We start from the raw sequence: 6,841 nt of genomic DNA on the forward strand, positions 1-6,841 counted from the left end.
TCGAGTAAGCTTCCGGCATGGGTTTCGTCGCATGGGTGATCTTCGGCGCGATCGTCGGCTGGGCCGCGAACCTGGTCGTCGGCGGGCGGGCACGGCAGCGGCAAGGTTGCCTGGTCAGCGTGCTCGTCGGGGTCGTCGGCGCAGCCCTGGGCGGCCTGCTCTACCGGCTCGCGACCGGCCAGGCGAAGACGTTCGACTTCGACTTCCCCAGCTTCGGCGTGGCCATCCTCGGCGCGGTCGTGCTGCTGGCGATCCTGCGGCTCGCGAGCGGGGTGACCCGGCGTTCGAATGACCGTTGGTAACTTTCGCCGAACGAACGGTGATCAACGGGCCATCCGCCGCTAAACTGCTCCCTCACGCGCATCTCCCGGTGGCCGGGTGCGTGCGCCGTCGGGGGGCGGATGCACCCGGCCGCTCTTCTTCGCCTTCATCGCCTCGATGACGACGTCCACCGCGCGCACCGGGTCGACCAGCGACGGCACGGGCACCTCGTCGATCTCCCGACGCCACGCACCCAGGAGCTCGCGAAGCCGGGCTTCGGCGGGATCTCGGCGGTCGATCATCGGTCCTCACAGGTCAGGCGGGCAGCGCCCCGAACGGCGGCAACTACTCAGTGTCATCGGCGAAATCGACCTTGCGTTACGACGCGGCGATCTTTCCCACCCACCGCGGTGACCCCCTCCCGGAGGAGTCCGGCAGGGGCGCTCGGACACGCTCACCTGGGGCAGCGGTAGCGTGGGGGCGCCCGTACGCGGCCGCCGGACCCCGGCGCCCACCCGTTCTTCCGACACGAAACCAGGGGACCCGACCATGAGCGGCACCCGGCCGGATTCCGCCGGCAACCCCGTCGCCCACGCCCTCCAGCTCGCCCGCGAAACCGTGCCGCCGATGCACCCCGCCGGCCGCCCGTTCGTGGCGGGCGGCATCGCCGCCACGCTGCTCGCGCGCCGGTTCTCCAAGCGCCTCGGGCTCGTCGGTGCGCTGGCGACCGTGGCGACGGCCGCGTTCTTCCGCGAGCCGAAGCGGGTCCCGCCGCCGCGGGCCGGCGTCGCGCTCGCCTCGGCCGACGGTCTCGTGTCGCTGATCGAGGAAGCCGTGCCGCCCGCCGAGCTCGGCCTGCCCGCCGAGCCGCGGATGCGCGTCTCGGTGTTCCTCTCGGTGTTCGACGTGCACGTCCAGCGCGTGCCGGCCAACGGCGTGATCGAGCGGGTCGCCTACCGGCCGGGCAAGTTCCTGTCCGCGGACCTGGACAAGGCGAGCGACGACAACGAGCGCAACTCCGTGCTCATGCGCACCGAAGACGGCCACGAGCTCGTCGTCGTGCAGATCGCCGGCCTGGTCGCGCGCCGCATCCTCTGCGAGATCCGCGAGGGCGACAAGGTCGACGCCGCTTCGACGTACGGCATCATCCGGTTCGGCTCGCGGGTCGACCTCTACCTCCCGCCGGGTTCGCGCGTGCTCGTGGCCAAGGGCCAGCGCACGGTCGGCGGCGAGACGGTCATCGCCGAGCTCCCCGCGCTTTCGGAAGGCTGACCGATGGTCCGCGTGACCACCCCGGGTGTCCGGCTGCTGCCGAACGCCATCACCGTGCTGGCGCTGTGCGCGGGCCTGTCGGCCGTGCAGTTCGCGCTGACGAAGAACTACGCGATGGCGATCGCTTCGATCGGCATCGCGGCGGTGCTCGACAGCCTGGACGGCCGGATCGCGCGGCTCCTGGACGCGACGTCGAAGATGGGCGCCGAGCTGGACTCGCTGTCCGACGGCATCTCGTTCGGCGTCGCGCCGGCGCTGGTGATCTACGTGTGGCAGACCGGCGCGGACCGGATCGGCTGGGTGGCGTCGCTGATCTTCGCCGTCTGCATGATCCTGCGGCTGGCGCGGTTCAACACGCTGCTCGACGACACCGAGCAGCCGCCGTACGCGAGCGAGTTCTTCGTCGGCGTCCCGGCGCCCGCGGGTGGCCTGCTGGGGATGCTGCCGCTGGTGGCGTACCTGCAGTGGGGCGAGGGCTGGTGGTCTTCGCAGTACGTCGTGTGGGCGTGGACGGTCGCCATCGCGGCGCTGCTGATCAGCCGCATCCCGACGCTGTCGCTGAAGACGGTCAAGGCGCCGCCGAAGGCGATCGCGCCGCTGCTGCTGGGCGTCGCCCTCCTGGCCGCGGCGATCATCCAGTTCCCACTGGTCGCCCTGCTGGCGGCGATGGTGCTGTACCTGGCGCACATCCCGTACTCGATTTACCGGCACCGCTGGCTGGCGGCGCACCCGGAGGCCTGGACGGTCCCGCCGAGCGAGCGCCGGGCGATCCGCCGCGCCCGCTCCACCCGCCGGCTCGGCCTGCGTCCCCCGCTGCGCCGCCGCGTCGCCGGCGCGGCGATGCGCGCGGTCCGCCTCCCCCGCGAGACGGTCCGCACCCCCCGCGTCACCTCGGAAAACGGCAACGGCCAGCGCCGCCGCTCCTGGCGCCGGATCGGCCTCCGCCGCAAGTAACCGACCCTCCAGGTACGCAAGCCGACCCTCCAGGTACGCGAGTTCGCGATTCCGGTACGTCTATCGCCTTGGTCCGAGAGTCAGCACCCGTGGCTGCAGGGTCGGTTCGCGTACCCCGAGGGTCGGTTCGCGTCCCTGGAGGGTCGGTTCGCGGCTCCTCCGGGGGCGGCGGATCGCTAGGGTGAACGGCGTGAGCCACCCGCAGATCACGCTGACCGTCCGGCACACTCCGTCGGCGCTGGACACGCGCCGCGGCGTCGTCCGGCTGCACCCCGAAGTCCTCGACGCCTTGGGCCTGCGGGCCTGGGACGCCGTACACCTCACCGGGGCCCGGGTCAGTGCCGCGCTCGCCGCGCCCGCCGACGACACCGGCGTGCCCGGGGTGCTGCTCACCGACGACGTCACCATGTCGAACCTCGGCGTCACCGAGGGCTCCGAGGTCGTCGTCGCGCCCGCCGACGTCGCGGCCGCCAAGACCGTCACCGTCGCCGGGTCGCGGCTGGCCAGCGTCTCGGTCAGCCCGCACATGCTGCGGCTCGCCCTGATCGGCAAGGTGCTCACCGTCGGTGACGCCGTTTCGCTGCTGCCGCAGGACCTCGCGCCCTCGCCCGGGTCGGACCCGGCCGGGCTGCGCGGCCAGCTGTCGCGGGCGATCGGCGCGACCTGGACGAACGAGCTGCTCACCGTCACCGCCACCGAGCCGGCCGGCACCGTGGCCGTCGGACCGTCCACAGTGGTCACCTGGCGCGACGGCGCCCGGCCGGGAACCACCGAACCGGCCGCGCCCCGGACGGCGACCGCGCTGGTCCGCACCTCCGCCGTCACCGCGGCCGAGGAGTGGATCGACGCCGAGATCGTCGAAGACGAGGTCGCCGCCGCCACCGAAGAAGAGCCGGCCGTCCCGCTGGCCGACCTGATCGGCGCCGAGACCGCCGCGCGCAAGCTCGCCGAGTGGTTCGACCTCGCCTTCCACCGGCCCGAGCTGCTGGCCCGCCTCGGCGCGCCCGCCCACCTGGGTGTCCTGCTGTCCGGCCCGGAAGGCGTCGGCAAGGCGACGCTCGTGCGGTCGGTGGCCCACGACGCCGGGATCAAGGTCATCCCGCTGGCCGCACCGAACCTCGCGGTGCTGGACCCGAACGTCGCCGTGGCCCGGCTGCGCGAGGCCATCCGCACCACCGAGGGCCCGTCGGTCCTCCTGCTCACCGACGTCGACGCGCTGCTGCCCGCGACGTCTCCGCCGCCGGTGGCCACGGTCGTGCTGGAGGAACTGAGGACGGCGCTGCGGCGCGAGCGCTTCGCCGTCGTGGCGACGACGGCGCGCGCCGAATCGGCCGACCCGCGGCTGCGCGCCGCCGACCTGCTGGACCGCGAGCTCGGCCTGGCCCTCCCGGACGCGAAAACCCGCCGCGAGCTGCTGAATGTCCTGCTCCGCGACGTTCCGCTCGACACCGGCATCGACTGCGGCGTGCTCGCCGAGCGGACGCCGGGGTTCGTCGCCGCGGACCTGATCGCGCTGCGCCGGGACGCCGCGCTGCGGGCGGCGCTGCGCCAGCGCGACACCGACGAGCCGCGCATCTCGCAGCAGGACCTGCTGGACGCGCTGGCCACCGTCCGGCCGGTCTCGCTGTCCACTTCGGACAACCTGGCCACCGGCGGGCTGACCCTCGACGACGTCGGGAACATGGTCGACGTCAAGCAGTCCCTCACCGAAACCGTGCTCTGGCCGCTGCGGTACCCGGACTCGTTCGCCCGGCTCGGCGTCGAACCGCCGCGCGGGGTGCTGCTGTACGGGCCGCCCGGCGGCGGCAAGACGTTCCTCGTGCGGGCGCTGGCCGGCACCGGGGCGTTGAACGTCTTCGCGGTCAAGGGCGCGGAGCTGATGGACAAGTGGGTCGGCGAGTCCGAACGCGCGGTGCGCGAGCTGTTCCGCCGGGCCGCGGAGGCCGCGCCCGCGCTGATCTTCCTGGACGAGATCGACGCGCTGGCCCCGCGCCGCGGCCAGTCGTCCGACTCCGGCGTCGCCGACCGCGTGGTCGCCGCCCTGCTCACCGAGCTCGACGGGGTCGAGCCGATGCGCGAAGTCGTCGTGCTGGGTGCGACGAACCGGCCGGAGCTGGTCGACCCGGCGCTGCTGCGGCCCGGGCGGCTCGAGCGCCGCGTCTACGTGCCGCCGCCGGACGCCGAGGCCCGCGCGGCGATCCTCGCGGCCAGCTCGAAGAACACGCCGCTGGCCGAAGACGTCGACCTCGCCGCGGTGGCGTCCACTCTGGACGGTTACTCGGCGGCCGACTGCGCGGCGCTGATCCGCGAAGCCGCGCTGACGGCGATGCGCGAGTCACTGGAGGCCCGCGAAGTCACCGCGGCGCACCTGGAGACGGCCCGGAAGACGGTCCGGCCGAGCCTCGACCCGGCCCAGCTGGCGGCCCTGGAGGCGTACGCGAAGACCCAGGCCGGTGCATAGCGGGGCATCACGCGTGATCAGAGGGGCATCATGCGTGATTGAGGGGGCATGACACGTGATTGGGCGGGCATCAGCGCGATGCCCGCCCAATCACGCATGATGCCCGCGCAATCACGCGAAAAGCCCGTCAGCTGCCCTTGTGGCCGGACTGGTATTCCTTCGTCACGATGACGATCACGCCGGGGCTCGCGTTCTGGATGCCTTCGAAGCGCGGCTCGGCCTTGATGCCGAACTCCTGCGCGAGCTGCTTGGCCGCGGCTTCCTCGTCGGTGCCCGGGCGGTAGAACGCCGTCGTCGTCGGGATGATGCCCTGGGAGTAGTTGCTGACCTCGTTGACGTTCCAGCCGCTGCCGCGGAAGTCGTCCGCCGCCCTATCCGCCAGGCCCTTGATCGTCGAGTTGTTGAACACCCGGACGGTCACCCACTTGTTGGACGCCTGCTGGTCGCCACCCGGCTGACCGGGGGCGGCCGACGTCGGCTGACCGGGTGCCGGGGACGAGGTCGACGGCGGTGTGGGCGACGACGGGCTCGCCGAGGACGAAGACGCCGGCGAGGAAGCCGACGACGAGGTCGACGGCGGCGCCGAGGAGGTGCCCGGCGGCGTCGACGACGTGCCGCTCGGCCCGGCCTCGTTGGATCCGCCACCGCCCAGCGCGGAGATCCCGCCGATGACGGCGGCGATGATCGCCACGCCGATCAACGCGACGCCCGCGGCCTTCATCGGCCGGGACATTCCGGAAAACACACTCATTTCAGCTCGATCCCCAGTCGCCGGGCGCCTCGCTTGCGCTGGCGGGCGGCGCGGGTCTTGCGCAGCCGCTTCACCAGCATCGGGTCGGCTTCGATCGCCTCCGGCTTCTCCAGCAGCTTGTTGAGCAGCTGGTAGTAGCGCGTCGCAGACAAGTCGAAGCGTTCGCGGATGGCGTTCTCCTTCGCCCCGGCGTGTCGCCACCACTGGCGCTCGAAAGCGAGGATCTCGACCTCGCGTTCGGTCAGGCCGGGCACGGGCTTCGGCGGCGACGGCTGCGGCTCAGCCATCGACTCCGCGGCGTCCATCCGAGTCCCTCTCAATCGGGCGTCATGGCGAATCAGACCTAGCTCTTCCGCGGGCGCCATTCAACCACGGAAGCGGCCGCCGACGTGGGCATCGGCGTCGGCGCGTCACGGTCTGATGCAGGTCTACCAGAGGGGTCCGACTAAACTGGCTCGCCGTGACCATCCACCCCATCGTTATCGCCGGCGAACCCGTGCTGCACCAGCCGACTCGGGAGATCACCGAGTTCGACGAGAAGCTGCGCACGCTCGTGGACGACATGTTCGAGACGATGTACGCCGCCGAGGGCGTCGGCCTCGCGGCCAACCAGATCGGCCTCGATCTGCGGGTGTTCGTCTACGACTGCCCGGACGACGAGGGCGTGCGGCACAAGGGCGTCGTCGTCAACCCGAAGCTCGAGACGTCGGAGATCCCGGAGACCATGCCGGACCCGGACGACGACTGGGAGGGCTGCCTCTCGGCGCCCGGCGAGTCGTACCCGACGGGCCGCGCGAAGTGGGCGAAGGTGACCGGCGCCGACCTCGAGGGCAACCCGATCGAGGTGGAAGGCACCGGCTACTTCGCGCGCTGCCTGCAGCACGAGACCGATCACCTGGACGGGTACATCTACCTCGACCGCCTGGTCGGCCGGCACGCGCGCGCCGCGAAGAAGATGCTCAAGCACAACAAGTGGGGCGTCCCCGGCAACTCCTGGCTCCCGCCGAAGACCCCCGAGGACGACGGCGCCGTCATCTGACCGCCCGCCCGGTGGGGGGGGGGGGGTGTTGGTGTTTGGGCGGCAATGAATAAAAACCCACCCCCCCCCCCCCCCCCCAGCACGACAAATCCATAAACACGAA

8 protein-coding genes are annotated in these 6,841 nt (G+C 72.1%); 5 read left to right on the plus strand and 3 right to left on the minus strand.

Annotation, left to right across the window (positions count from 1 at the left end; translation table 11 throughout):
• Positions 1-17 precede the first annotated feature (17 nt).
• Positions 18-302, plus strand: coding sequence for a GlsB/YeaQ/YmgE family stress response membrane protein (locus ACWED2_RS25280; protein WP_449692955.1), 285 nt, complete (start codon positions 18-20; stop codon positions 300-302).
• Positions 303-341: 39 nt separating this feature from the next.
• Here ACWED2_RS25280 and ACWED2_RS25285 read toward each other — a convergent pair whose 3' ends face one another.
• The gene (locus ACWED2_RS25285) at positions 342-563 is read right to left on the minus strand and encodes a hypothetical protein (protein ID WP_449692956.1); all 222 of its coding nucleotides are present in this window, start codon (positions 561-563) and stop codon (positions 342-344) included.
• Positions 564-810: 247 nt separating this feature from the next.
• On the opposite strand from ACWED2_RS25285, the gene ACWED2_RS25290 reads away from it, so the two are divergent.
• The 3 genes from ACWED2_RS25290 (at position 811) to ACWED2_RS25300 (ending at position 4,948) form a co-directional block, all read left to right on the plus strand.
• The gene (locus ACWED2_RS25290; RefSeq protein ID WP_449692957.1) at positions 811-1,533 is read left to right on the plus strand and encodes a phosphatidylserine decarboxylase; all 723 of its coding nucleotides are present in this window, start codon (positions 811-813) and stop codon (positions 1,531-1,533) included.
• 3 nt (positions 1,534-1,536) lie between these two features.
• Positions 1,537-2,487: a CDP-diacylglycerol--serine O-phosphatidyltransferase gene (pssA, locus tag ACWED2_RS25295; RefSeq protein ID WP_449692958.1), complete on the plus strand. Its 951-nt coding sequence runs from the start codon at positions 1,537-1,539 to the stop codon at positions 2,485-2,487.
• A 190-nt stretch (positions 2,488-2,677) separates the two neighbouring features.
• On the plus strand, positions 2,678-4,948 hold the full coding sequence (locus ACWED2_RS25300) for an AAA family ATPase (RefSeq protein ID WP_449692959.1): 2,271 nt from the start codon (positions 2,678-2,680) through the stop codon (positions 4,946-4,948).
• A 127-nt stretch (positions 4,949-5,075) separates the two neighbouring features.
• Here the strand turns inward: ACWED2_RS25300 and ACWED2_RS25305 are convergent, their stop codons facing one another.
• Together ACWED2_RS25305 and ACWED2_RS25310 are read right to left on the minus strand one after the other, a co-directional pair.
• Entirely contained in the window at positions 5,076-5,699 is a 624-nt protein-coding gene (locus ACWED2_RS25305) for a LytR C-terminal domain-containing protein (RefSeq protein ID WP_449692960.1), read from the minus strand.
• Positions 5,696-6,004 carry a DUF3263 domain-containing protein gene (locus tag ACWED2_RS25310; protein ID WP_003101701.1) on the minus strand — a complete coding sequence of 103 codons (309 nt, stop codon included), beginning with the start codon at positions 6,002-6,004 and terminating at the stop codon, positions 5,696-5,698. The genes ACWED2_RS25305 and ACWED2_RS25310 overlap by 4 nt, the downstream gene beginning before the upstream one ends.
• 155 nt (positions 6,005-6,159) lie before the next feature.
• On the opposite strand from ACWED2_RS25310, the gene ACWED2_RS25315 reads away from it, so the two are divergent.
• Positions 6,160-6,738: a peptide deformylase gene (locus ACWED2_RS25315; RefSeq protein ID WP_449692961.1), complete on the plus strand. Its 579-nt coding sequence runs from the start codon at positions 6,160-6,162 to the stop codon at positions 6,736-6,738.
• The last annotated feature ends 103 nt before the right edge of the window (positions 6,739-6,841 follow it).

The organism is Amycolatopsis sp. NPDC005003 (genome assembly GCF_053600695.1).

Coding starts and splice junctions, on each gene's coding strand:
- ACWED2_RS25280 (WP_449692955.1), top strand. CDS start 18: ATGGGTTTCGTCGCATGGGTGATCTTCGGCGCGATCGTCGGCTGGGCC.
- ACWED2_RS25285 (WP_449692956.1), bottom strand. CDS start 563: ATGATCGACCGCCGAGATCCCGCCGAAGCCCGGCTTCGCGAGCTCCTG.
- ACWED2_RS25290 (WP_449692957.1), top strand. CDS start 811: ATGAGCGGCACCCGGCCGGATTCCGCCGGCAACCCCGTCGCCCACGCC.
- pssA (WP_449692958.1), top strand. CDS start 1,537: ATGGTCCGCGTGACCACCCCGGGTGTCCGGCTGCTGCCGAACGCCATC.
- ACWED2_RS25305 (WP_449692960.1), bottom strand. CDS start 5,699: ATGAGTGTGTTTTCCGGAATGTCCCGGCCGATGAAGGCCGCGGGCGTC.
- ACWED2_RS25310 (WP_003101701.1), bottom strand. CDS start 6,004: ATGGACGCCGCGGAGTCGATGGCTGAGCCGCAGCCGTCGCCGCCGAAG.